This is a genomic window from Muriicola sp. Z0-33, from assembly GCF_026126425.1.
Classification (GTDB): Bacteria; Bacteroidota; Bacteroidia; order Flavobacteriales; family Flavobacteriaceae; genus JAFMPW01.
This window is the reverse complement of record NZ_JAFMPW010000005.1, coordinates 137,709-162,272: the sequence shown is the minus strand read 5'-3', so window position 1 is coordinate 162,272 and position 24,564 is coordinate 137,709. Positions and strand designations below refer to the sequence as shown.

Below are 24,564 nucleotides of genomic sequence, written 5' to 3'. Positions count from 1 at the left end.
ATAATATCTAGATAACCTGACATTTACAATGCCTGACGTTCTTTGCGGCTGAAAACGTAATTCTATTCAATGAAACAAGTTTTTAGTATACTACTTACTCTATTACTATTTAATGCAATAGGTCATGCACAGGAAAATGGAAGTATCGTAGGTTTACTTTCAGATAAAGAGGCAAATAACGCACCTCTGGCATTTGCAAATGTTCTCATTAAGAACACTACTAAAGGTACCACCTCAGACTTTGATGGTTTATATGAAATAGCAGAAGTTATTCCTGGCAAGTATATTTTGGTGTTTAGCTTTTTGGGCTATGAAACCCTTGAAATTCCTGATGTAGTTGTAGAGAGCGGCAAAGTAACAGAGGTTAATTTGGCACTGGGTGCCGGAAGTGTTTCACTAGACGAGGTGGTGCTTACCATATCAACATCTAAGGATTCAGAAATAGCATTATTACTGGAGCAAAAAAATGCTCTTGTTATTCAAGAGGGTATTAGCGCAGAAGCGCTAAAACTAAAAGGTATTGATAATGCGGCCGCAGCAGTTTCGCAGATTTCCGGGATATCTAAGCAACAAGGCTCAAGCAATGTTTATGTAAGAGGTCTTGGCGACAGATATCAAAATACAACAATGAATGGCCTCTCCTTACCCTCAAATGACGTAAATAAAAAGAATATCGATCTCGATATATTCGGATCGGGTATCATAGAAAATGTATCTGTAAGTAAGGCGTATTCCTCTTCATTTTATGGAGATTTTGCGGCAGGAAACGTCAATATTGATTCGAAGGAGTACACGGGTAATGGTTACTTTGAAGTTCAATTGGGAAGTGGTCTGAATTCGAACGCAGCTGGAGAAAATTTTGTGCGAAGTGAAGGACCAAGCGATTTTGGTTTCTACAATAGGTATAGCAATAATCCTTTTGCCATAATATTGGCCCATGGTTTAGACCCACAGGCTGCATGGGAACCCATAAACTTTTCCGGAGCTATTGAAGGAGGTTATTCTTTTACCGTTGGGAAGCAATCTCGTATTAGCCTTTTTGGAGCAGCGTCTTTTGAAAACAGCTATGCTATCCAGGAAGGTCCTGCCCGGGATTTTACCAATGTACTTAAAACAGACTTTCCGAATGTAAGAGAATATGCATACGGGACAACAACCACTGCATTATCCAATATCGGATATAGAATAGACACCAACAATTCAATTAAATTCAGTTCCTTATTTATTAATAATTCCACCGATGCCGTTGGATACTATGGGATTAATGGTTTAGGAACAAACAGAGACGCAATTATTAATACCGATGAGGGCTTCTATGTTATGAATGTGCAGTTTAATCAGGATATGATTTTTGTTAATCAGTTAACAGGCTTACATACTTTTGATGATAAAATTAAATTGGACTGGGGTATAGGTTATAATAATGTCTTCTCAGACGAACCAGACAGAAAACGAATTACCCTGGAAAATTATCAATTTGCATTGGATGGAGACAACGCCACTAACCCCGTTTTTTATACAAATATTCCTTTTGATAATCAGCGATTCTTTCAGAGTATAAATGATGATGAATTAAATAGCTACATAAAATTAGGCTATGAACTGTCTGACAATGTAAAATTAAACTTTGGATATAATGGCAGAACAAAAGAACGCAGATTTAGTAGTATCAGGTATGGGTATGAAATATTAGACAGGAATAATACCCCTGTAACGGACGTAAGTGATTTTAATTCCATTTTTAATGTGTCTAACATTAATATTCCAAAGGAAACTGGATTATATGATTTAATTGTTCTCAACCCTATCAGTAATGAAATTGGCAATAAAAATCGGCCGGGACTTCCAGAAAACAGCTATACAGGAAATCTGGATATTCATGGGGTGTTTGCCTCTGCAGAATTAAATATGGGAGAAAAATGGTCTATGGTTCCTGGTTTCAGAGTTGAGTCGTTTTCGCAGAAAGTGGCCTATGATGTTATCAACATTAGACCGGACGACCCGGGTGCTCGTAATGTTTATGAGAATATTTATCTACCAAGTTTAAATGTACGTTATGCATTAAATGAGGATTCCAATTTGAGATTTGGATTTAGCAAAACTGCATCTTTTCCCGAATTTAAAGAAGTTGCACCTTTTGTCTATGAATCAGTAACACAAAGAATTGGTGGTAATCCGGACCTTTTAGGTGGCTTAAATGGCACAGGACCCACATATTCAGATGTATATAATTATGACCTGAAGTACGAATGGTTTTTGGAACAAGGCGAAATCATTTCATTAGCCGCCTTTGTAAAAACAATAAAAAATCCTGTAAACAGGGTGGTAGCAGCAGATGCAACAGGTACCCAACGCTATTTCAGAACCGGGGAGCAGGCAGACATTTATGGTGTAGAACTTGAATTGCGTAAAAATGTGTTATCCAATTCCGATGACGATCCTATTTTATCCTTTGGCCTTAATGCTGCATATACCAATACTAAACAAGATTTAAAAGACATTCCCGCAGGTTCTGACAATACTTTTGGGACCTCTTTTGACAGGGATTCGGATGAGTTGGAAGGAGCTTCACCTTTTATCATTAACGCTGATATTAACTATAGCCCGGAGTTCGGTAAGTATAAACCAAAGGCCACTGCAGTGTTCTCCTATTTTTCGGATAGAATATTTTCACTGGGCGCCGGTAGTCTGGGCAACATTATAGAAAAAGGTGTCCCCTCACTGGGTTTTATTTGGAGAAATGAAATAGGCGAACATTTTGAAGCCAATATGTCTGTCGAAAATATCCTGAATCCTGATATTTCATTCATTAGAGAAAACACAGGTGTAGGTGATATTACAATACGAGAGTATAACCTTGGGGTTAACATTGGGCTAACCCTCAAATATAAATTTTAATTCTATTTAATCTTAAAACAATGAAAAACAAGATTTTATTTTTAGGTATAGCCGCCTCACTTATATTCGGATGCGAGAAGGACGATACCCCGGATATTGTTATAAATGATAACAGTGTCACCAATAATATTTCGGGCGACAATGAAGAACCTGGAGATACCACAGTTAATTTAAGTGGGGTTTTTACCGAAAATCTCACCTTGGATGCTGAATTTGAATATATAATTACAGGACCCGTACTCATGGCTGCCGGTACTACCCTGACCATCCCGGCAGGGATGACCATAAAGGCAGAACCCGTTGGGGTTAATGCTTATATTGCTATTCAACAGGGAGCCCAAATTAACGCTGTAGGGACAGCTAGTAACCCAATAGTACTGACTTCTAACGCAGGTAATCGTTCTTCCGGGGATTGGGGTGGACTTGTTATATGCGGCAGAGCACCTATAAATTCTACTGCCGATGGTTCTGAAGATACTGCAACTTCTGAGATAGGTGGATTATCTTATGGTGGAAATACCCCCACAGATAATTCAGGAACCCTGCAGTATGTTAGAATTGAATACGCTGGAGGTGCTATTGATGGTAATGCGGAGTTAAATGGTTTGTCTGTATACGGAGTAGGATCCGGAACTACGATAGATTATGTTCAGGTTTATGAAGGCTCTGATGACGGATTCGAGTTTTTTGGAGGAACAGTAAATGCGAGCCATTTGGTTGTGGTAAACGCCGAGGACGATTCTATTGACTGGACAGAGGGATTTGTAGGTACGCTTACAGACGTATATGTACAACATGGAGCTTCTCATGACAAAGCTTTTGAATGTGATGGGTACAATACTGATTTTAGTAATGAGGGGGCATATTATTCTGCGCCGGATATCACAAATGTTACTGTTATAGGTGCTAATGATGCAAGTGAAGCCATCCGCCTGCGAGCCGGAACCCAGGGCATATTCACCAATATTGTACTTACCGATTTTGATGAAGGCTTTGATCTTGACGGAGATACCGGAGATAATCCTACCGGGCAGGGCGTATTAGACGGAAACCTCAGCATCATGGATGTGACTTTTAACAATGTTACTACCAAACTAAAAAATGACACTGAGTATACATTTACAGAGGCCGATTTTATTTCTGGTGATGGTAATGGAACCGGTACAGACATTTCTACCTGGGGTGCAGGTTGGACGATAGGAATTAATTAATCTTTAAAATAGTATTTACCTCATAAAGTAAAAACCTCGCTTTCGCGGGGTTTTCTTTTTTTTGAATTGAATATTTAAGGGCCAGGTGCCTATGAATACTTTGTGTGGATTTAATGTTAACATAAAACTTACCAATAATTAATCTGCCCATAACTGTAAATTTACATAGCTGCCATTTCTTTGTGCTCAAAAGCAATCGTATATGAAATATTTTCTGCTGCTAAGCACACTGTTGTTCTCCGCGGTGTTGTCCTCACAAGATTTAGGCACGATAAAGGGCCATATTGCAGATTGTGAAGTAAACAACGAACCACTTATGATGGCTAGTATTCATATAAAAGGTAGTAGTACGGTAGTACAATCTAATCTTCATGGCAATTTTGAAATTACAGGTGTAACTCCAGGAAATTATATTTTAACTGTTAGTTTCGCTGGCTATGACAGCAAGGAAATCCCGGTTGAGGTGAAAGAAAATACGGTATCGGATGTGGTCACGGATTTGGCTGCCAAAACATTGGATATAGACATAGCTGATTTGCTAAGTGAAAAAAATAATTCGAGTCAAGAGTTGTTTGCTAAAGAAGAAAAGGAAGACAAAGAATAATACTTGTAAGAGAAATAGGCATAAAAAAATCCGCTGTCTGGAGTCAGGCAGCGGATTTTTTATTTATATAAATATCTTTAATGTTTATTAGTGATCCCAGAATCGATTTCTTTACTTATAACACTTGCTATTACATTGTCATTATATTCTACTTGCTTCATCATTCCATCATTCCAAAAAAACCACTTTCCTGTTTTAATACCGTCTGCATAAGACCCTATGGAAATTTTCACTCCCTCCTCATTATAACTTACCCATTCTCCGTGGAGTTTGCCGGCAAGATTAAATGTTCCTTCCTGGCTAACCTCTCCATTATCATGATAATAAGTAGCTTCTACAAGTTGGGTTTCCTTATTTAGTTTAACTTCTTTTTCCTTTTGTCCGTAGGTAATTGAGGTCATAAGACAAACCGCCAATACTAAAACCAATTTATTCATGATGCGCATATTTATTGCAATTTTGTAGTATAAAACTACAGTTTTTTAACTTAAAATCAACTATTGCTTAACATTAAATTTACATTCAGAACGTTTGCCGAGATTAATTAGTATGTAGCTCTACGTTAAACAAAAAAGAAATTTTTAATAATTACTTAATGTTCACATTACACTAAACTCACGTAGATAACACAACTTTGCAAAGTGTTTAAACACAACAATTAGGTATTTCATATAATGTATTAGTTTTTGTCAACTATATTATCATGAATTCTAATGACTGCCTTTGGCCAAGGCAGTTTTTTTTTGGCTTTCATTCAAATTATTCCTTGACAGAATTGGCAACTACTTCCTCATCAAGATATAACATTCAGACAACATTTAGTTAACATTGATATTGGTTATTTGCAATGACAAAAACTAATAACCTCTATGAAAACTAAACTACTTTCTTTAGTATTAACCCTAACTATTTGTCTTACTGCTTTATCTCAGGAACCCAATGCCCCAGAATTTGGCAAGGGCCTCTTTAATTTGGTGGGCAAAGACAGTACCTGGACCATGAAAATTGCAACAAGAATGCAATTTTTAGGCATCGCCAACTGGGAAGAAGGGGCGGATGGAGGTCTTGTCAATCCTGAACAAAATTTCCTGGTGCGCAGGGCACGTCTCAAATTTGATGGTTTTGCCTTTACACCTAAACTCAAATACAAAATGGAGCTGGGGTTATCTAACAGGGATATTGGAGGCGCTTCTGCATTTACCGGTAACGGACCCAAATATATACTCGATGCCGTGATCATGTATAATTTCTATGAGAACTTTGTACTTTGGGTAGGTCAGACCAAGCTGCCGGGAAATATAGAACGGGTTATATCCTCGGGAAATTTGCAGCAGGTAGACCGGTCGCTGGTAAATAGTAGATTTAATATAGACCGGGATATGGGCGTTCAACTAAGGCACCATATCAACTTTTCAGATAAGTTCCTTGTAAGAGAAAAGTTAGCTATCTCACAGGGGGAAGGAAGAAATATTACAATAGGAAATTTAGGAGGGCATCAATACACTGCAAGATTAGAATTGCTCCCATTTGGAAGTTTTAAAAGTAAAGGAGATTATAGCGGTAGTGATCTAAAGCGAGAGGAAACGCCAAAGTTAATGCTTGCGGCCACATATGATTCTAACCACAATGCTGTAAAAAACAGAAGTAATCAGGGTTCTTACATGACCAATGATATCGGGTTTTATGAAACTACAATTAATACCCTATTTTTGGATGCAATGTTTAAATATCAGGGATTTTCTCTAATGGTTGAATATGCAGATCGGGACGCCGATGATCCCATTGCAAAAAACTCTGATGGAACTGCAACCGGAGACGTAGTCCAGGTAGGTAATGGTCTTAATGTGCAGACCGGCTATCTTCTTCGGAAAGACTGGGAAATATCCGGGAGATATACCAATATCAAATTAGATGAAAACATTACAGGAAGGAACCCGGAAACACAATACACATTAGGGTTATCTAAATATATTGTAGGACATAAATTAAAAGTTCAGACAGATTTAAGCTATCTTTCTGTTGATAATGGAGGGGACGAATTAATGTACAGATTACAATTCGACATTCATTTCTAAAACAGAAATAACATTTTGGTAACATCTGAAGTAAGTTTAGAATAGATATTTGCCAATAGCCAACTACTAAAAATTATGGAAAATATTTACTTTTTAATGCTGATTGCACTGGCTGCTCTGGCCGTTGCAGATCTTGTTGTAGGAGTTAGCAACGATGCTGTCAATTTTTTGAATTCAGCTCTTGGATCCAAGGCGATTTCTTTTAGGACGATTATGATCGTAGCAAGCCTGGGAATAGCTGTAGGTGCAGTTTTTTCGAGTGGCCTGATGGAAGTAGCACGAAAAGGAATTTTTGTTCCCGGAGAATTTTACTTCAGTGAAATCATGATCATTTTTATGGCGGTAATGATCACTGACATTTTACTTTTAGACTTCTTTAATACACTGGGGATGCCTACCTCAACAACGGTCTCTATCGTTTTTGAACTATTAGGGGCAGCAGTGGCAGTTGCACTTATTAAAATAGGTGCAGATGGTAGCTCACTGGGCGAACTTGGCACTTACATTAACACCAAAAAAGCTACAGAGATCATTTTGGGGATCCTGTTGTCTGTTGTGGTCGCATTTTCTGTGGGTGCACTTGTGCAATACATTTCCCGGGTATTTTTGTCGTTTAATTTTGATAAGAAAGCCAAATGGGTGGGTGCCGTATTTGGCGGCATAGCTTTAACTGCAATTACCTACTTCATTTTTATAAAGGGATTAAAAGGAACCGATTATTACGCTGAAATTCAGCCACTGATTGAAGGAAAAACATTAGAGATAGTAGCAATTGGTTTGCTAATCTGGATTTTTCTTTCTTATATCTTTGTACAGGTCTTTAAAAAGAATATTTATAAACTGATCATTGCTGTAGGTACCTTTGCTTTGGCCCTGGCTTTTGCCGGTAACGACCTTGTTAACTTTATTGGAGTGCCTATTGCGGCATGGCAATCTTACGAAGCCTGGATAGTTTCTGGTGTCCCTGCAACAGAATTTGCAATGGATGCCCTGGGTAAAAAAGTACCTACTCCTACTTTATTTTTATTGATTGCAGGACTGGTTATGGTATTGACCCTCTGGTTCTCCAGTAAAGCAAAAAAAGTAGTAAAAACATCTATAGACTTATCCAGACAGGAAGAAACTAAAGAGCGTTTTAATCCTAATTTCTTGTCCAGAAACCTGGTGCGTTTTACTATGCTTGCTTCCAAATATACTGCCACAGTCATTCCCAATCCCATTTTGGAGCGCATTGAACGCCAATTTAAAAAACCGGTTATTGAATTACCCAAAGGGAAGACCCATGAATTGCCAGCCTTTGATATGGTACGTGCCGCGGTAAACCTTATGGTTGCCAGTGTATTGATTTCCATTGCCACTTCCATGAAGCTGCCGTTGTCTACCACTTATGTGACTTTTATGGTGGCAATGGGTACCTCATTAGCAGACAGGGCCTGGGGTAGTGAAAGTGCTGTTTATCGTGTGGCTGGAGTATTAAACGTAATTGGCGGCTGGTTTTTTACCGCAATTATGGCATTTATTGCAGCCGGTACCGTTGCCTATCTAATCCATTTAGGCGGAGGTGCTATGATTGGGGTATTGCTATTATTGGCAGTACTACTTCTGGCAAGAAATTACATTCAACACAAGAAAAAATCCCGGGAAGTAAAAGCAGAAGATAGTTTAAACAGAGCTGAGAGCAATTCTATTCAGGGTGTTATAGAAGAAAGCGCGGATAATATCTCTAAAGCGCTGAAACGGGTAAGTAAAATAAATGATATCACCATAAATGGTCTGGTAAATCAGGATCTTGATAAGCTTAAAAAAGCCAAGATTACAGTGACAAAATTAGAGTCTGAAATTGAAGAATTACAGAACGACATCTTCTATCTGATTAAGGATATGGATGATTCCTATTTGGGCGCAAGTAAGTTCTATATAGACGTTATTGGTAGTATTCAGGATGTGGCACAATCTTCAAGCCTTATTGCAAAAGTAAGTCATAAGCATGTTAACAATAACCATAAAGCTCTCAAGAAAAAACAGGCCGAAGAGTTATTGAATATAAATCATAAACTGGTACAACTTTTCGACGATATTAGGGGTGTGTTTGATTCAAGGTCCTTTGATAAAATTATACCTGGAATTAGAGATGAGAAACAGGAGCTTTTAACCAATGTTCAGGAGTCTATCCAAAAACAGGTAGAGAGAACAAGGACAGAAGAATCCAGTCCAAAGAATACTACACTATATTTTAGCATCCTATTAGAAACCAAGGATCTGATTATGGCCAATATGAATATTTTGAATCTGTATTATGAGGAATTTCATCGTTCCCAAAACATACAGGACAAAGAAATTGATGAATAATACTCCTTGAAATAATAGTACTTGTTCTGAGCGCTGTTTAATATTTGATTGTACCCAACAATGGATAATATTTACTTATTAATGATTATAGCCCTGGCTACTCTGGCCGTGGCGGATTTAGTGGTTGGTGTAAGCAACGATGCTGTTAATTTTTTGAATTCAGCTATTGGTTCCAAGGCTATCTCGTTCCGAACGATTATGATAGTTGCAAGCTTAGGAATGGCTTGCGGTGCCATTTTTTCGAGCGGACTTATGGAGGTGGCCAGGAAAGGTATTTTTAACCCGGGTGAGTTCTACTTTAATGAAATCATGTTCATCTTTATGGCAGTAATGATTACAGATATATTACTGCTCGATTTTTTTAATACGCTCGGAATGCCTACCTCCACAACGGTATCCATAGTTTTTGAGCTATTGGGTGCGGCAGTGGCAATGTCCTTAATAAAAATCGCCGCCGATGGTGGAAGCTTCGCCGAGGTGGTGAATTATATAAACACTGCTAAGGCTTTCCAGATCATTATGGGAATACTGTTATCAGTAGTGGTTGCGTTTTCTGTCGGCGCTTTTGTGCAATGGATTTCCAGGTTGCTATTGTCTTTTAACTTTGAGAAAAAGGCGAAATGGGTAGGGGCCATTTTTGGTGGTGCCGCTTTATCTGCAATCACCTATTTCATTTTTATGAAAGGAATTAAAGGAACCCCTTATGCAGGGCAGACCTTTGATATAATCGGGGGAATGAAAATTTCAGAATTCCTGGAAAGTCAGGTGCTACTCATTGTAGCAGTGAGCTTTGTGTTCTGGTCACTACTTTCTTATGCTTTAATTGTAGCAGCCAAAACCAATATTTATAAATTAATTATAGGAGTAGGGACCTTTGCATTGGCTCTTGCCTTTGCAGGTAACGATCTTGTAAATTTTATTGGTGTTCCTATAGCGGCCTGGCAATCTTATGAAGCCTGGATAGTCTCGGGAGTGCCAGCTTCAGAATTTAGTATGGGAATATTGGCCACCAAGGTACCAACACCAACCCTATTGTTATTTTTAGCAGGGATTATAATGGTGGTTACCCTATGGTTGTCTAAAAAGGCGCGCTATGTTGCAGATACCGAAATTAATCTGGCCCGTGAAGGAGAGGCAAAGGAACGATTTGAACCTAACTTTTTATCACGGACTTTGGTGAGATTTTCTATTCTTATTGGCAAGTATACCAAAATTGTAACCCCAATTTCATGGCAAGCCAAAGTAGATAATCAATTTAAGAAACTTGTAGTGCAACTTCCAAAAGGAAAGACTCACGAGTTACCCGCTTTTGATATGGTCAGGGCAGCCGTCAATCTAATGGTAGCCGGTATACTTATTTCTATTGCCACCTCATATAAATTACCTTTATCTACTACCTACGTCACCTTTATGGTGGCTATGGGTACTTCATTGGCAGACAGGGCCTGGGGGAGTGAAAGTGCAGTGTACAGGGTTGCAGGAGTGCTTAATGTAATAGGAGGTTGGTTTGCTACGGCTATAATTGCATTTATTGCTTCGGGTACCATCCTGGCCATCATCAGTTTTGGTAAAGGTGCAGCAATTGCCATACTGTTGTTCGCAGCTGTGATTTTACTTGCCCGTAATTACATTTCTTACACCAAGAAATCCCGAGTGTTAAAAGCAGAAGATAGTCTTAACAGGGCCGAAAGCAGCTCTATTCAAGGAGTAATTGATGAAAGCGCCAAAAACATTTCGAGCGTGCTGAAAAGAAGCAATAAGATCTATACCAATGCCATGAATGGTCTCGCCAAACAAGATCTGGACCTCCTGCAGAAAAACAAAAAACAGGGCGCTAAACTAGCTGCTGAAATAGACGACCTGAGAGATAGCATATTCTATTTTATCAAGAACCTGGACGAAGGCAGTGTAGGTGCCAGTAATTTCTATATCAATATCCTGGGTTATCTGCAAGATATGGCACAATCTCTGGAATATATTGGAAAGGTTACTCACAAGCATGTAAATAATAATCATAAAAAATTAAAATACAACCAAATAAAAGAGCTCAAAGAAATAGATTACAAATTGGATGAGCTGCTAGTAAATACTAAAAAAGCATTTGATGAACGATCCTTTGAACAAATAGGAACCCTTCTTGAAGGTAAAACGGAACTTTTCGAATTGGTTTCACAACGGATAGAGAAGCAGGTGGCCAGAACAAGAACGGAAGAGTCCAGTCCTAAAAATACCACATTGTACTTCTCTCTGCTTTTAGAGACCAAAGATTTTGTAATAGCAACCATGAATCTATTGGAAAAGTATTATGAAGCACATGATGTTCGCGTACCCAGGGCTACAGTTGAATAGAAAACCTAATGTGTTCCAATAAAATTCATAATAGGGTGCACTAAGGTTATGATTAGGCTGATTTTAATGCAGTAGCATCTTTGTCTTTTACGCCATTTTCTGTTAGAGAATCTCTACTACCATACAATAGCTCAGCTACCGAGATTAGCTTTTTTACAAGATCATTTAAATTATCGTTGTCATTAAACAAAGAAGAAGCCATATCTGTGGTGATCAGGTTTTTTCTAATCAATTCATCTATTTGCCTATTACCTTTACGGCTATTCTCCTTAACTTGACGTCTTATTTCCAGGAGTTTCTGATAGTATACATCTGGTTCTTCTTCTGTTCTGAACAAATAAATAACCCTTAGTACCTTTACTACCATTTTTCTGAATTTACTATATTCCTTTTGGATATAAGGGTTTTCCGCATTTAAGAAAAGTGAAACATTCCTGCTTAACTCTCCAACATCCCTTATGATTTCCACCATATTTCTACTTGCAAATTTAATTTCCATAACACGTCTGTTCTGTGCCTCTGAAAGCTTTAAGGCACTCTGGCATGTGGTGGCATACTTAATGATTTTACCGTAAATTGTTTTGACCTTGGTAAGGTAAAGTGCCCGTACATCCGTTTTAAAATCTTCTGTGGATTTCTTGACCACTTTTTTTGGCTTTTTACTGGATATAATATCTCCTCTATGAAAATTTAAGGCATGTGCAACAATTTCAAAAATGGCGTTTTCGAAAAGGTATTTAGCCTCTTTCTCCAGGGAAGAAATGGCAGTTTCAGGATAACGCAAAATCCTCTTATTCAAAAATTTAGGAACTTCCATAGGCACCTCTTCAATAGCCTTTTCAGGGACAATTTTCTCTACTATTTTTACAATTGGGGTAATGAACCAAACCAACAAGAAGGTATTGAGTATGTTGAATACAGTATGAAACAATGAGATGGCAACAGGAATAGCCGCTGCATCTACATAAGGTGATGCTGAGCCCATCTGCCCCGCCAGCCAGCTTATCATACTTAAAAAAGGATAAAAGAGAATAAGCATCCATATAACACCCAAAATATTAAAGATAAGATGGGCCCTGGCCGTTCTCTTCGCCTGATAATTTGCGACAAAAGCTGCAATATTCGCTGTAATTGTAGTACCAATATTCTCCCCAAGAACCATGGCCGCAGCCAATTCAAAAGGGATCCATCCCTGGGCAGTCATAATTAAAGTAAGGGCCATTGTAGCACTTGAAGATTGTATTATTACGGTTAATAAAGTGCCTATAAATAAAAACAACAATACCGATAGAAACCCCATATCTGTATAGCGCCCAAGAAATTCAAGGATTTCGGGATTCTCATTAATATTAGGCATGGCCTCTTTTAAGAACTGCAGCCCGATAAACAAAAGGGCAAAGCCAATAATAAACCCTCCCCAATTTTTGTTATTCTGTTTCTTAGAAAATGTAAAAAGAAAACCGAAACCCACCAGAGGGAGTGCAATTGAACTCATACTAACTTTAAATCCCAGAATTGTAATCAGCCAGGCGGTAATGGTTGTCCCGATATTTGCCCCCATGATTACACTTACAGACTCTGCCAGGGTGAGTAAAGAAGCATTTGAAAAACTAACCACCATCAGGGTGGTGGCAGAAGACGACTGGATGATAGAGGTTATTAGAAAGCCGGTAGTTATTCCCAAAAACCTGTTCGAAGTCATTGTAGCCAGTATACTTCGCATTTTATTTCCGGCTAACAACAGCAGTGCATCGCTCATTACTTTCATTCCGAATAAAAAAAGCCCCAGGGCACCAATTAATTGAAGTATGTCTGTAAGTCCGTATTGCATGTCTTTTTGTTGGTGCTTTTTTGTTGAATGTTAAGTAAACATGAATTTAATGTAAATTTTAAATAATGTGTATCTTTCCATTAAGAAATTCTGAAAGATTTGATTAAAAGAAAATTGTTCCTGTTGTTAATCTTGTCATCCGCCTGTGCAATTGGGCAAGAACTATCAGGGTCAGAACTACTTGATAAAGCCATCCAGTATCACGACCCCAATAATAAGTGGCCTTCTTTTCACGGAGAGCTGTCGATCACTATGGAAGCCCCTGATAAGAGCGATAGAATAAGTGACATCGTTATGAATCTGCCTGAGGAATATTTTAAACTTAAGGCAAGCAGAGATAATACTACCACTGTACAAATTCTGAATAGGGGCGAGTGTACATTGTCTCTTAATGGCTCTCAGGATATTTCCGAGGAGGAGGCATCAAAATACAGACTTAGTTGTGACAGGGCCAAAACAATGAGAGATTACTATACCTATCTCTATGGCCTTCCTATGAAACTTAAAGACCCTGGCACCATAATAGACCCAAACGTAACATCTAAGATCTTTAAGGGAAAAAAATACCTGGTTTTAAAAGTAACTTACAAGGAAGCTGTTGGGGGTGATACCTGGTATTTCTATTTTGATCCTACTTCCTATGCCATGGAGGTCTACCAGTTTTACCATGACGAATCTAAAAATGACGGGGAGTATATTCTTCTCAGCGGAGAGGAAAATATATCGGGTATAAAAATGCCTAAAATCAGAGCATGGTATTACAATAAAGGCGATACCTATCTGGGAACAGACAAGTTAACCAGGACAAAGGCGTTGTAGCCCGCTACCATTCATCGAAAATTATATAACTTTTTAATGCAAGGAACGTTATTTGAGTTACCAAGTCTTTATCTATGCGTAGCTCAAAAAAGTTATTTTCATTATTCTGCACTGCAGCTCTATTACATTTAACCTTGTTTATCTCTTGCAGTAAAGACAGTATAAAAGAGAGCGACACACCTATAATTCCCACAGACAATATCGCACGCCTTGCTGCAAAAAAACTTTATGAAGACTATTATCTTCCTTCAAAAAGTAATGGTCAGGAAGCACAATGGACCGGGAACGAACCCAATTGTAATGCAGGCAATGTACCCCAGGACATTAAGGATAAAATATATATGCGACTCTCATATTACCGTATGGCAGTTGGATTGCATAATACCATTGCGGAAGATGCTACTAAAAGTGATAAAGCCCAACAGGCGGCCTTAATGATGAAGGCAAATAATAGGTTAGAACACAATCCGCCGAATACCTGGAAATGCTTTACTCAAGATGGTAAAGATGGTGCCGGAAGTTCTTTGTTAACCATGTCTAAAAATGCTGAGGCCATGGATTCCTATATCCGGGATCAGGGTGCTAATAATGGTCCGGTAGGGCATAGAAGATGGTTATTATGGCCCAGGTTGCAGGAAATTGGAGTCGGCAATACCGACAGTTCTAACGCTATATGGGTAATAGGCAATGCAGGTACGGCACCAGTAGATGCCCCGGAATTTATTTCATGGCCCCCAGAAGGATATATCCCTGATATGTTTGCATTCCCAAGATGGTCTTTCTCTATTAAAGATGCCGATTTTACAAATACTAAAGTTAGCATGAAAGACGGAAGTGGTTCATCTATTTCTCTAGACATCGAAGCTCTGGATAATCAATATGGAGATCGTACCATAGTATGGGTTCCAGAGGGTATTACTCCCAATGTTTCTGAAGATACACTATATACCGTCACCTTAGAAGATGTAGATGTTGGAGGAGAAATCAGAGATTACACCTATGAGGTAATTTTATTTAACCCGGACAATTAGGACGACATCTTATAACTGCCCATTTTTTCTTACTTTAGGTTGATTCAAAATATACAGGAATGACCTATTGTAAAGATATCAGCTATTGCCTTAAAAAGACCTCTTATTTACTTGCCTTTTGGTTGTTACCCTTTGGGATTTCAGCTCAGACTTTTGAGGTTGCAAAAATATTTTCGGATCATATGGTTTTGCAAAGAGATGCCAACATCCCGGTTTGGGGAGAAGCGGCCTCGTCTTCGAACATAAGTGTTTTTTTTAATGGTAAAGAATTTAAAACCAAGGCCAGTCCTAAGGGCAATTGGGAAGTTACACTCCCAAAGCTACCGGCCGGGGGTCCTTATGAAATGAGTATCGTTAGCAATACTACTACAGTAGACTTTACTGATATCATGATTGGAGATGTATGGTTGTGTTCCGGGCAATCTAACATGGAATGGGTAGTGGCCAACTCCAACAATTCAGAATTGGAAATAAAAAATGGAAATCATCCTAACATCCGACATTTTAAGGTTCCGCATTCATCAGCATCATTTCCAGAGGATAAACTGGCCGATGGCGAGTGGGAAACTGCCAGTTCAGAAACCTTAGGCAATTTCACCGCAGTGGGTTATTTCTTTGCCAGGGAAATTCAAAAGAGTGAAAATGTCCCAATCGGTCTCTTAAACAGTTCATGGGGCGGCAGCAGAATAGAGCCCTGGATCCGTGCCGAAGATCTGGGCTTTGATGATCCTGAGGAAATGGCTGCTCAACTAGAAGCCAAAATAGCCGCTGAAAAAGCTGAATTTATCGCACAATTAAAAGAGAAATTATCTACCATCCCGGAAGAAGACCTGGGAATGAAAAATGAAGATGCACTCTGGGCTAAAAAAAATTATGACGATAGCCAATGGGAAGCTATGGAACTCCCAAGCCTTTGGGAAGAAAGGGGCTGGGAAAATACAGATGGTATTTTCTGGTTCCGCAAGACAATTCTCCTTCCAAAAGGAGTAACTGCCTCCGATGGCATTTTAAGTCTGGGAGCTATAGATGATAATGATCAAACCTGGGTAAATGGCCATTTGGTGGGAAGCACAAATGCCTATAATGAAAACAGGGTATATGAAGTTCCTTCTAAATATCTCAGAGAGGGGAAGAATACCATAACTGTCAGGGTAGACGACACTGGTGGCGGTGGAGGTATTTACGGAGATTCCGGGCTCATGTTCTTCGAAGCTAACAAAGTAAAAACTGCGCTGCACGGGGATTGGAAGTATAAAGTAGGCATGATAAACATGAATGCTGCCGTCCAGGGCGCCAATCAGCAACCTACTTTGTTATACAATAAAATGATTCATCCTATACTCAGGTTCCCAATTAAAGGGGCACTCTGGTATCAGGGAGAATCTAACGCTGGTAATGCCGTTGATGCCAAAACCTATACAACACATTTCAAAACCTTAATCTCAAGTTGGAGAACTTTATGGAATGTGGGAGATTTTCCGTTTCTATATGTCCAATTGGCAAATTTTATGGCTGCCGAGGACCATCCGGGACCAAGTAATTGGGCATTATTAAGAGAATCACAAAGTAATGCCCTGGAATTGCCATATACCGGGCAGGCAGTAATCATAGATATTGGAGAAGCCAATGATATTCACCCCAGAAACAAACAGGATGTTGGCAAACGACTTGCACTGGCCGCTCAAAAAATGGCGTACAACAAGGAAGTGGTTTACTCAGGTCCCCAATTAAATAAAACGGACAGTTCCAATTCCAAAATTACTTTGCATTTTGATCATATTGGAAGTGGGCTCGTTACCAAAGATAATGGCCCGTTAAAAGGGTTTGCAATTGCGGGTGCCGACAAGAAATTTGTATGGGCAGAGGCCAAAATAGAGGGGAACACCATAGAAGTCTGGTCGCCCGATGTTGCATCACCCGTAGCTGTAAGATATGCCTGGGCAGATAATCCGGACAAAGCTAACTTATACAATAAGGAGGGCTTGCCAGCCTCCCCTTTCAGGACAGATAATTGGGAAGAATAGCTTATTGACTATGTGGTACTATAAAGTAAATCTCATCAAAAAAAAGTGTCTTGCAATATGTATTATTGCCAGTCTACCCTGCCTTGCGGCAGCTCAGGAAGAATTACTTTTAAAAGATTTTCAACCAGTCTCTGCCTATAATACCTCAAAAACAGAGATTGTCACAGCCAAATATCCCGTTATAGATGTGCATACACACCCATATGCCAAATCCGAATCTGAAATTCTGGAATGGATTTCCAATATGGATAAAGCCGGGGTAGAAAAGTCTATTTTACTGACCTATACTACAGGCAAAGCATTTGACAGTATTTATAACCTCTATTCCAAGTTCGGGGAGCGTTTTGAAATTTGGTGCGGCTTTGATTATACGGGCTATAATGACAAAGGGTGGAGTAAAAAAGCAGTTAAGGAATTAGAGCGCTGTTTCTCCATCGGCGCCAAAGGAGTAGGAGAGCTGGGCGATAAAGGAGCTGGTCTTTTTTATTCTAAACCCACCGAGGCCCCGGGCATGCATATTGACGATACGAGAATGAAACCACTTCTTGCCAAATGTGGAGAATTAGGGATGCCTGTGAGTATACATGTTGCAGACCCCTATTGGATGTACCTTCCTATGGACAAACACAATGACGGTCTAATGAATGCATACACCTGGAAAATAGATACCTCAAATGAGGATTTATTGCTTCATAAGGAGCTTATGGGTACCCTGGAGAATGCAGTACGGGATAATCCGGGGACAACTTTTATCGCCTGTCATCTGGCAAATTGTAGTCATGACCTCAACATCATCGGGAAGATGCTAGACAAGTATCCCAACTTATTTGCGGAAATCGGCGCCAGGTATGCAGAACTAGCCCCTATTCCAAGACATGCCAAAGCTTTTTTTGAAAAGTATCAGGACAGGCTACTATACGGCACCGATATGGGGATGTCCTCCTCAATGTATCAGACTACCTTTAGAATTTTGGAAAGTAGTGACGAACACTTCTATATAAAGGAACACTTTTCTTATCACTGGCCGCTCTATGGATTAGATCTCAGCGATAAGGTGCTTAAAAAATTATACAACGATAACGCCGGTAAAATTTATAAAAACTAGGCAGTTGTAATTCCCCAATCAATAAAAGGCCATTGAGATAATACAATTACTCCTTCTCTTTTCCAGGTATTTTGGGAGACCTATTTGATTATTTTCGGTTCTCCCAAAAATAAAAAGCCTTTCCAGTAACAACTTAATTCCAGAAATCGTAACTTAACAGGAGTAAACATATTTAAAGTGATTTATCCCCTAACAGATAAGCAGCTTGGGACCTTGGAACTGGATATTGGTTTTTTCCGGTTTTATCCAAATCTGGTGGTCTCCGAAATGAAAGAAGGGGTGGTGGTTAATTTTGATAATTGTTTACCGCTTTTTATCAAGGCGCTCGAGTATTATACTACAGATACTCCCCTGATTTATATCTCTAATAGAATAAATTCGTATTCTTTTGATCCTACCCTGCATCTCGAAGCAAAGACAGTATACTCCAATTTAAAAGGATATGGCGTTGTGGTTTACGACGAGATGAATTACAGGATTGCACTTTTGGAGCAAAAATTTATGGATTGTCCTGTGAACATTTTCTATAGCATTGAAGAGGCTAAAATTTGGGCCTCCAAGCTGCTGATGAGCACCCAATAAGGCCAATTAACCTTTTCAAGAAAGATTTTTATTAAAATCTCACGCATTGCATGTTTTTTGCATAACTGAGCAATGTCATTTCCTACGACTTATTGATTCAATAGCTTTATCGACTGTTAATTATCAATAACAGCATTCTAAAAATTAAAAAATAAATATTATGAAAAAAATTTTGTTAGGCCTAATGGTTATTGGCTTTGCCAGCCAAGCTTTTTGTCAGGACCCTCAACCGATAGAGTTATCAGAAGTTATCGTGAAACCTATTAATTACAAGTATTTAAATCAGGTCGACTCCAGATTAGCTCCTGTTCCGGTTAAACTTCTAGAAAGGAAAGTTGCTTCTTATGATGTAACACAAGCAGATTTTTATCAGGATGATTATGATTATTATACCGTATCATTTTTTATTCCCGAAGGTAAAATTGTAGCAGCATACGACGATAAAGGAAATGTCCTTAGAACTATTGAAAAATTCAAAGATGTTGCCTTGCCGGTTGTTGTCAGGGATGCAGTAGCAGAACGTTTTCCAAATTGGGAGATAGTCAGCGATGTATACCGAGTAAAATACAATGATAACAAAGGTGCTAAGCAAACTTACAAGCTCAGATTAAAAAATGGCGATAAAACCATGAGAGTTAAGATTAATGAAGATGGTGAATTTATGTAGGTTTATTAATTCCTGCATACCAAAACCAGCATCCTGACTGAGTAGTAAGGATGCTGGTTTTTTTTATCCCTTTGTATCTGTTTGGCGGTGCTGGTATTTTCATTAATTTCCCGATATAAAGGAATAGAGATGAACGGGAAATTATTGTTTTTGTTAATAACCTTGGTGGTGTTTACCACTACTTCTCAGGAGGATGCAAGCGAGAAACTCTCTTTTGAAGATGTCTCTCAAAGTATCTCATCTACCTCGATGCCTTACTTCTCTGGTTTAAATGGTTACTTTTCTTTTCGTATCCCTGCACTTATTAAAACCAATAAAACTGTATTGGCCTTTGCAGAAGGCAGAAAAAATTCTACCAGCGATTTTGGAGATATAGATTTGGTTGTAAGAAGGTCTGAAGACAATGGCCAAACCTGGGCACCACTGCAGCTTATTTATGACCAGGATACCATGGCGGTACAAAACCCTGTACCCATCTACCTGAAACAGGAGAACAAAATAATTCTGCTATTCAATACAACCACCCTGAGTGAACATGACATTCTACATACCGATTACAAGGAAGAAAATCAAAGAAGGGCGTATATAACCAGCTCTTTGGATGATGGCCTTAGTTGGTCTACACCCAGGGAAATTACCCAGACTGTAAAACAACAACACTGGCGGTGGCATGCCCTGGGCCCTGTTCACGGCATACAACTACGCCACGGCGCAAATAAGGGCAGGATAGTTGTACCAGTAGCTATAAGTATTAAGAAAGGAAGCTCAGCTTATTGCATGGCACTTATTTATTCTGATGATAGTGCCAATAGTTGGAAAATAGGTGCGGTAGACAATAATCTAAATGATGCGGTGCAAAGCAATGAAACTACCATTGTTGAATTGCTAGACGGACGTATTTATGTAAATACCCGGGATCATCTAGGCGGCTCTCATCTTAAAAACAGAGGGGAAACCTACAGCCTTGATGGAGGGCTATCTTTTGAGGAACCTATAATTGAATCTGATAAATTTCCTAGTCCCATTGTCCAATCGGCACTTTTAAGGTGGTACCCCAGAGAGAACACAGCTAGGAACATGATCTTCTTCTCTACCCCTTCCAACCCAGAAAAAAGAGAGCATCTTATAATTATGTTGAGCACGGATGAGAGCCAGAGTTGGAAAACAGTGTTTAAAGTCCACAATGGATTTGCGGCCTATTCAGATATGGTACAACTGGATGGTAATACGCTTGGTGTACTTTACGAAACAGATGAGTACAAAAAAATTCTTTTCAGACAAGTAACCATAAAACAGTGATCGCTTGTCAATAACCATTTAATCAGAAAGACGTTAGCGATAAAAATTCATCTCATCCATATATTGCCATACCCCTTCGGGCAGCATGGCCCTGATGTTTTTCCCTTCCTTGTGGTTTTTGCGAATAAAGGTGGATGAAATCTCCATGATTGGCGCAGCTACCTTATGAATTCTGGGATGTCCGCTAAATTCTTCAATATGCTTCCCGTCAGATACCCTTGGGTACACATAGAGATCGTGATTTTCCAATATCAATTTATAGTTCTTCCACTTGTTGAAGCTCTTTAAATTATCCTCTCCCATAATGAGTGAAAACAAATATTCTCCAGGATATTTTTCTTCCAGGTGAACCAGAGTATTAATGGTATAGTTGGGTTGAGTTAAATTAAATTCTATTTTACTGGGTTTTAATTTGGGGTAGTGCTTCACGGCCTCATAAACCATTTGGTAGCGGTGATTGTTATCTAATAGTGTCTTCTTGGTCTTAAACGGACTTTTGGGAGTAACAACAAACCATACCTCATCTAAATCTGAGAATTCCACCATATAATTCGCAATGACCAGATGCCCTATATGAATTGGGTTGAAGGTGCCGAAGTAAAGACCTACTTTTTTCATTTATCACTATTAGACTTAGTGGCTGGAGTACTTATGAAGTCTAGTACCAACTTCCTGGCCTCTTCCAGAGCTTCGTCTAAATCATAGTTTTTAATAATCTTATCAAACTGAGGTGCGGTTGCAAGTTCTACTGATGCCTTGGCAACTCGCATATTTATCTTATCCTCACTCTCTGTACTTCTTTTTTTAAGTCTTATTTTTAACTCGTCCACACTTGGTGGTTTTACGAAAACTGCCAGTGTCTCTTTCGGAAATTTCTTTTTAATGCGAAGGCCTCCGACAACATCAATATCAAAAATGACATTCTTCCCTTCTGCCCAAAGACGGTCCACTTCACTTTTAAGGGTCCCATAAAAATTATCTCTGTATACCTCTTCCCATTCTAAAAAATCACCTTTTTTTATATGATTTTTAAACTCTGAAATAGACATAAAATAATAGTGTTCTCCATGCTTTTCTTTAACCCTTCTGGGGCGCGAGGTTGCTGAAACAGAAAAAGCCAGGTTTAATTCTGGCTGTTCTAACAAATACCTTACGATAGTGGTCTTACCACTGCCGGAGGGCGCAGAGAATACGAGCAATTTGCCTCCCTTCATTATAACACATTAAGCATTTGTTCCTTAATTTTTTCCAGTTCATCTTTCATTTGGACAACCAGTTGCTGCATAGGAGCAAAATTTGCTTTTGAACCAATAGTATTGATTTCTCTTCCTATTTCCTGGCAGATAAACCCCAATTTTTTACCGTTAGAATCATCAGAATTCAAAGTATTTGAAAAATAATCCAGATGATTTTTCAATCGCACCTTCTCTTCCGTTATGTCATATTTTTCCAGATAGTAAATAAGCTCTTGCTCAAACCTGTTTGCATCTACCTCTGTTTTCAGATCGGCAACTGCCTTATCTAATCTTTCCCGAATGGTTGCTAACCTATCCGGGTCTATTTTCACTACTTCATCTAACAGACGATTTATTGCAGTAATCCTAACCAAAAAATCCTCTTCGAGCACCTTGCCTTCTTCGGTTCTGAACCTGTTGATTTCAGTTAAAGCCAATTCCAAGGTTTGCTTTATGGTCATATACTCCTCCTCATCTATGTCTGCCTTATCTGTTTTCAGGGCATCCGGTAATCTTACGGCCATCTCAAGGAGTTTAAGGTCTTCCCCTTCAGCAATAGTTCTGAGCTGTTCCATATACCGCCTTACCACCCCCTCATTGATCCCCGCACTAATTGCATCTCCAGTGATTTCAACATAAAGATTAAAGTCTATTTTGCCCCTTTGTAAAGAGCTGGCTATTGTCTTGCGCAGTTCCAATTCCTTTTCTCGATAAGAAGGAGGCATACGTGCATTAATGTCTAGGTTTTTGCTATTGAGGGACTTTAATTCAATAGTGATTTTCTTTGATGGAAGCTGTATCACGTGCTTCCCAAACCCTGTCATGGATTGGATCATAATGTCTATGTGAATTTGGGCAAAGGTAGTTAAATAATGGTACTGACTTTTTTGAATCCCGATATTTGGCCTACAATTCTCTTATCCAAATATTTCTATAACTAACCCGACTATTATCTCCGTGATCTTGCAGTTTAAGTGGCCCTTCCCCATGTACAGGATTTTTAGGCCATCCAATATAAGGCGTTGTGCCCTTAATTTCTACATGATCCTGAACTAACACCCCGTTATGGATTAACGTAATTGTTCCGGACTTGATCTTTTGACCATCGCTGTTAAACTCAGGAGCATGATATACTATATCATAAGTATTCCATTCCCCGGTAGGAACAGAAGCCTTTGCCAGGGGAACATGTTGCTTATAGATAGATCCAACCTGCCCGTTGACATAAGTGTCATTATCATTATTATCTAACACCTGTATTTCGTATAAACCGGATAAAAAGATCCCACTATTCCCACGGTTCTGACCGTCTCTCTGTACCTCGGCCGGAGATTTCCACTCTATGTGCAATTGAATATCCCCAAAGTTCTGGCTGGTCTGGATATCTCCTGTTTTGTCTTTTACCGTCATACTACCGTCATCATTCAGATGCCAGACAACTTCAGTACTGTCGTTTGTCATTACCCATTGATCAAAACCACTACCATCAAAAAGGACTATGGCATCACTTGGAGCCCCATTATTCCCAGTTGGATTAACTACCGGAGGTATGGGTTCATAAAATTCTGTTCCTTCTGGTTTGGTAGGTTCTTCCCCACTATACTCCGTATGAATAATAACCTCACTTTCGGTTGCTTCCTGATTTACTTCTGCTTCCTGTGCCTCACCTTTGCAAGCCACAACTAAAAAGCCCAAAGTGAAAATATAAATACATTGGTTTAACTTCATCCTATAACTCTTTTATTTTTATGTTTCTAAATGCAACCTGATCTCCATGATCCTGCACCCCGATTTTTCCAGTGGTGAATTTTCCAAATCCCTCCCATCCATCAAATTTCGATTTGGAAACCATTTCATTCCAGGCGTCATTGGCTAATGGGAAGGCAACTATTTCTTTACCGTTCAGCTGCACACTCCCTTTGTTTTGATTATGGTCTATGGTGATGATACATGTATTCCACTCCCCTACAGGATTGGTCACATCTTCTGATGGGGCCACCATATCGTAAAGGGAACCTGCCTGATGGGTGGTCCCGTTTTTTGCGTCGGGATGCTTTTCATTATCCAACACCTGTATCTCAGGTCCGGTTTGATAAGGCTGTCCGTATTTCTCATCTTCCTTTATCCCCCAAAAAATACCACTATTTCCGGCTTCAGCTATTTTCCACTCCAGGGAAAGTACAAAGTTGGTATAGTCATTTTTGCTGACAAGATTATAGCTTTCTCCTTTTGGCTTGTCTTCCGGAGGGTAAAATACCATTGCGCCATCTTCAATCTTCCAGGTTTCCGGAATATCATCTCGCAGATAGCCCTTCCAGTTATCAAAAGAAGTGCCATCAAATAAAACTATCCAGTCTTCTTCCTGAGGTGGCGGTTGTTCTTCAGCCTTTGCCAGAGGTTCAGCATCAACTGGTTTATCTTCTTTTTTCTCTTTACAACTTAAGCCTATAACAAGAATAAATAAAACTAAGGACAATCGTTTCAT

Annotated in this window: 20 protein-coding genes; 13 read left to right on the top strand and 7 right to left on the bottom strand. The window is 39.1% G+C overall.

Going from position 1 to position 24,564, the window contains the following annotated elements; genetic code table 11:
- Positions 1-69 precede the first annotated feature (69 nt).
- The 3 genes from J1G40_RS09285 to J1G40_RS09275 all read left to right on the top strand — a co-directional run bounded on the left by J1G40_RS09285 (position 70) and on the right by J1G40_RS09275 (position 4,713).
- Complete coding sequence (locus tag J1G40_RS09285; protein ID WP_265242352.1) at positions 70-2,898, top strand: TonB-dependent receptor; 2,829 nt, start codon at positions 70-72, stop codon at positions 2,896-2,898.
- Between the two features lie 20 nt (positions 2,899-2,918).
- The gene (locus J1G40_RS09280) at positions 2,919-4,109 is read left to right on the top strand and encodes a multidrug transporter (protein ID WP_265242351.1); all 1,191 of its coding nucleotides are present in this window, start codon (positions 2,919-2,921) and stop codon (positions 4,107-4,109) included.
- Between the two features lie 202 nt (positions 4,110-4,311).
- On the top strand, positions 4,312-4,713 hold the full coding sequence (locus J1G40_RS09275; protein ID WP_265242350.1) for a carboxypeptidase-like regulatory domain-containing protein: 402 nt from the start codon (positions 4,312-4,314) through the stop codon (positions 4,711-4,713).
- 77 nt (positions 4,714-4,790) lie between these two features.
- On the opposite strand, the gene J1G40_RS09270 is transcribed toward J1G40_RS09275, so the two are convergent.
- Positions 4,791-5,150 carry a toxin-antitoxin system YwqK family antitoxin gene (locus J1G40_RS09270; protein ID WP_265242349.1) on the bottom strand — a complete coding sequence of 120 codons (360 nt, stop codon included), beginning with the start codon at positions 5,148-5,150 and terminating at the stop codon, positions 4,791-4,793.
- A 432-nt stretch (positions 5,151-5,582) separates the two neighbouring features.
- Between J1G40_RS09270 and J1G40_RS09265 the strand changes: the two genes are divergently transcribed.
- From J1G40_RS09265 to J1G40_RS09255, 3 genes are all read left to right on the top strand, one after another.
- A complete protein-coding gene (locus tag J1G40_RS09265; RefSeq protein WP_265242348.1) occupies positions 5,583-6,788 on the top strand; it encodes an OprO/OprP family phosphate-selective porin in 1,206 nt (401 codons plus the stop codon).
- A gap of 75 nt (positions 6,789-6,863) precedes the next feature.
- Complete coding sequence (locus tag J1G40_RS09260) at positions 6,864-9,137, top strand: inorganic phosphate transporter (protein WP_265242347.1); 2,274 nt, start codon at positions 6,864-6,866, stop codon at positions 9,135-9,137.
- Between the two features lie 60 nt (positions 9,138-9,197).
- Entirely contained in the window at positions 9,198-11,486 is a 2,289-nt protein-coding gene (locus J1G40_RS09255; protein WP_265242346.1) for an inorganic phosphate transporter, read from the top strand.
- Between the two features lie 52 nt (positions 11,487-11,538).
- On the opposite strand, the gene J1G40_RS09250 is transcribed toward J1G40_RS09255, so the two are convergent.
- Positions 11,539-13,317, bottom strand: coding sequence for a Na/Pi cotransporter family protein (locus J1G40_RS09250; protein ID WP_265242345.1), 1,779 nt, complete (start codon positions 13,315-13,317; stop codon positions 11,539-11,541).
- Between the two features lie 99 nt (positions 13,318-13,416).
- Between J1G40_RS09250 and J1G40_RS09245 the strand changes: the two genes are divergently transcribed.
- From J1G40_RS09245 to J1G40_RS09215, 7 genes are all read left to right on the top strand, one after another.
- Positions 13,417-14,136, top strand: coding sequence for a DUF6503 family protein (locus J1G40_RS09245; protein WP_265242344.1), 720 nt, complete (start codon positions 13,417-13,419; stop codon positions 14,134-14,136).
- A gap of 74 nt (positions 14,137-14,210) precedes the next feature.
- Positions 14,211-15,167, top strand: a complete 957-nt coding sequence (locus J1G40_RS09240; protein WP_265242343.1) for a CAP domain-containing protein — start codon at positions 14,211-14,213, stop codon at positions 15,165-15,167.
- A gap of 59 nt (positions 15,168-15,226) precedes the next feature.
- Positions 15,227-17,191, top strand: coding sequence for a sialate O-acetylesterase (locus tag J1G40_RS09235; protein ID WP_265242342.1), 1,965 nt, complete (start codon positions 15,227-15,229; stop codon positions 17,189-17,191).
- A gap of 10 nt (positions 17,192-17,201) precedes the next feature.
- Complete coding sequence (locus J1G40_RS09230; RefSeq protein ID WP_265242341.1) at positions 17,202-18,296, top strand: amidohydrolase family protein; 1,095 nt, start codon at positions 17,202-17,204, stop codon at positions 18,294-18,296.
- 177 nt (positions 18,297-18,473) lie between these two features.
- A complete protein-coding gene (locus J1G40_RS09225) occupies positions 18,474-18,878 on the top strand; it encodes a hypothetical protein (protein WP_265242340.1) in 405 nt (134 codons plus the stop codon).
- Between the two features lie 160 nt (positions 18,879-19,038).
- On the top strand, positions 19,039-19,545 hold the full coding sequence (locus J1G40_RS09220) for a nicotinate-nucleotide adenylyltransferase (protein ID WP_265242339.1): 507 nt from the start codon (positions 19,039-19,041) through the stop codon (positions 19,543-19,545).
- 129 nt (positions 19,546-19,674) lie between these two features.
- A complete protein-coding gene (locus J1G40_RS09215) occupies positions 19,675-20,844 on the top strand; it encodes a sialidase family protein (RefSeq protein ID WP_265242338.1) in 1,170 nt (389 codons plus the stop codon).
- A gap of 33 nt (positions 20,845-20,877) precedes the next feature.
- Here J1G40_RS09215 and nadD read toward each other — a convergent pair whose 3' ends face one another.
- From nadD to J1G40_RS09190, 5 genes are all read right to left on the bottom strand, one after another.
- Positions 20,878-21,462 carry a nicotinate (nicotinamide) nucleotide adenylyltransferase gene (gene nadD, locus J1G40_RS09210; protein ID WP_265242337.1) on the bottom strand — a complete coding sequence of 195 codons (585 nt, stop codon included), beginning with the start codon at positions 21,460-21,462 and terminating at the stop codon, positions 20,878-20,880.
- Complete coding sequence (gmk, locus tag J1G40_RS09205; protein WP_265242336.1) at positions 21,459-22,058, bottom strand: guanylate kinase; 600 nt, start codon at positions 22,056-22,058, stop codon at positions 21,459-21,461. Before gmk ends, nadD begins: the two co-directional genes overlap by 4 nt.
- Positions 22,058-22,915, bottom strand: a complete 858-nt coding sequence (locus J1G40_RS09200; protein WP_265242335.1) for a YicC/YloC family endoribonuclease — start codon at positions 22,913-22,915, stop codon at positions 22,058-22,060. The genes gmk and J1G40_RS09200 overlap by 1 nt, the downstream gene beginning before the upstream one ends.
- A 70-nt stretch (positions 22,916-22,985) precedes the next feature.
- Positions 22,986-23,807 carry a DUF1080 domain-containing protein gene (locus J1G40_RS09195; protein WP_265242334.1) on the bottom strand — a complete coding sequence of 274 codons (822 nt, stop codon included), beginning with the start codon at positions 23,805-23,807 and terminating at the stop codon, positions 22,986-22,988.
- Between the two features lies 1 nt (position 23,808).
- Positions 23,809-24,564: a DUF1080 domain-containing protein gene (locus J1G40_RS09190; RefSeq protein WP_265242333.1), complete on the bottom strand. Its 756-nt coding sequence runs from the start codon at positions 24,562-24,564 to the stop codon at positions 23,809-23,811.

Excerpts from the sequence above, each read along its gene's own strand:
- J1G40_RS09285 (WP_265242352.1), top strand. The coding sequence starts at position 70 with ATGAAACAAGTTTTTAGTATACTACTTACTCTATTACTATTTAATGCA.
- J1G40_RS09280 (WP_265242351.1), top strand. The coding sequence starts at position 2,919 with ATGAAAAACAAGATTTTATTTTTAGGTATAGCCGCCTCACTTATATTC.
- J1G40_RS09275 (WP_265242350.1), top strand. The coding sequence starts at position 4,312 with ATGAAATATTTTCTGCTGCTAAGCACACTGTTGTTCTCCGCGGTGTTG.
- J1G40_RS09270 (WP_265242349.1), bottom strand. The coding sequence starts at position 5,150 with ATGAATAAATTGGTTTTAGTATTGGCGGTTTGTCTTATGACCTCAATT.
- J1G40_RS09265 (WP_265242348.1), top strand. The coding sequence starts at position 5,583 with ATGAAAACTAAACTACTTTCTTTAGTATTAACCCTAACTATTTGTCTT.
- J1G40_RS09260 (WP_265242347.1), top strand. The coding sequence starts at position 6,864 with ATGGAAAATATTTACTTTTTAATGCTGATTGCACTGGCTGCTCTGGCC.
- J1G40_RS09255 (WP_265242346.1), top strand. The coding sequence starts at position 9,198 with ATGGATAATATTTACTTATTAATGATTATAGCCCTGGCTACTCTGGCC.
- J1G40_RS09250 (WP_265242345.1), bottom strand. The coding sequence starts at position 13,317 with ATGCAATACGGACTTACAGACATACTTCAATTAATTGGTGCCCTGGGG.
- J1G40_RS09240 (WP_265242343.1), top strand. The coding sequence starts at position 14,211 with ATGCGTAGCTCAAAAAAGTTATTTTCATTATTCTGCACTGCAGCTCTA.
- J1G40_RS09235 (WP_265242342.1), top strand. The coding sequence starts at position 15,227 with ATGACCTATTGTAAAGATATCAGCTATTGCCTTAAAAAGACCTCTTAT.
- J1G40_RS09230 (WP_265242341.1), top strand. The coding sequence starts at position 17,202 with ATGTGGTACTATAAAGTAAATCTCATCAAAAAAAAGTGTCTTGCAATA.
- J1G40_RS09220 (WP_265242339.1), top strand. The coding sequence starts at position 19,039 with ATGAAAAAAATTTTGTTAGGCCTAATGGTTATTGGCTTTGCCAGCCAA.
- J1G40_RS09215 (WP_265242338.1), top strand. The coding sequence starts at position 19,675 with ATGAACGGGAAATTATTGTTTTTGTTAATAACCTTGGTGGTGTTTACC.
- nadD (WP_265242337.1), bottom strand. The coding sequence starts at position 21,462 with ATGAAAAAAGTAGGTCTTTACTTCGGCACCTTCAACCCAATTCATATA.
- gmk (WP_265242336.1), bottom strand. The coding sequence starts at position 22,058 with ATGAAGGGAGGCAAATTGCTCGTATTCTCTGCGCCCTCCGGCAGTGGT.
- J1G40_RS09200 (WP_265242335.1), bottom strand. The coding sequence starts at position 22,915 with ATGATCCAATCCATGACAGGGTTTGGGAAGCACGTGATACAGCTTCCA.
- J1G40_RS09195 (WP_265242334.1), bottom strand. The coding sequence starts at position 23,807 with ATGAAGTTAAACCAATGTATTTATATTTTCACTTTGGGCTTTTTAGTT.
- J1G40_RS09190 (WP_265242333.1), bottom strand. The coding sequence starts at position 24,564 with ATGAAACGATTGTCCTTAGTTTTATTTATTCTTGTTATAGGCTTAAGT.